1 protein-coding gene is annotated in these 397 nt (G+C 41.6%); it reads right to left on the minus strand.

Features of this window, described 5'->3' with window-relative positions:
- Positions 1 to 397 (minus strand): transposase (locus CP366_RS10450; protein ID WP_143469318.1); only part of this gene is annotated, 397 nt, incomplete at both ends.

The following is a 397-nucleotide window of genomic DNA, read 5'->3' on the forward strand; positions in this document are numbered from 1 at the left end:
TTTGATAGTTTTTTGCTAGCCGCAAATTGCGTCCTTCTTTTTTAGCCCGGCGCTGTCTGCGTGACAAGACACGTTGGGCATGGGCAAGCTTCTTTTTGGCTTTACAGTAAAAACGTGGATTGGCAACCATTGATCCGTTCGATTCCGTCAGGAAATTATCTAAATTAAGATCAATGCCAATTTGATTCTGCGTCTTGGCTAGTTCTTTAACAAAAGCAGTATCGCTGCCTAATTGCATAGACAAATAGAATTGATCATCAGCGGTCTTTTTTATCGTCACTGTGCCGATTCTAGTTGGGATATGATTAAGCAAGCGCTCTTTGATTAGTTTTCTTAAGCTAGCAATGCGGACAATTCCCAGCTTAGGCAGTTTAACGTGCTGAGCATCAATAAACCT

It is taken from the genome of Lactobacillus sp. UMNPBX15, from assembly GCF_002553785.1.
GTDB classification, from domain to species: Bacteria; Bacillota; Bacilli; order Lactobacillales; family Lactobacillaceae; genus Lactobacillus; species Lactobacillus crispatus.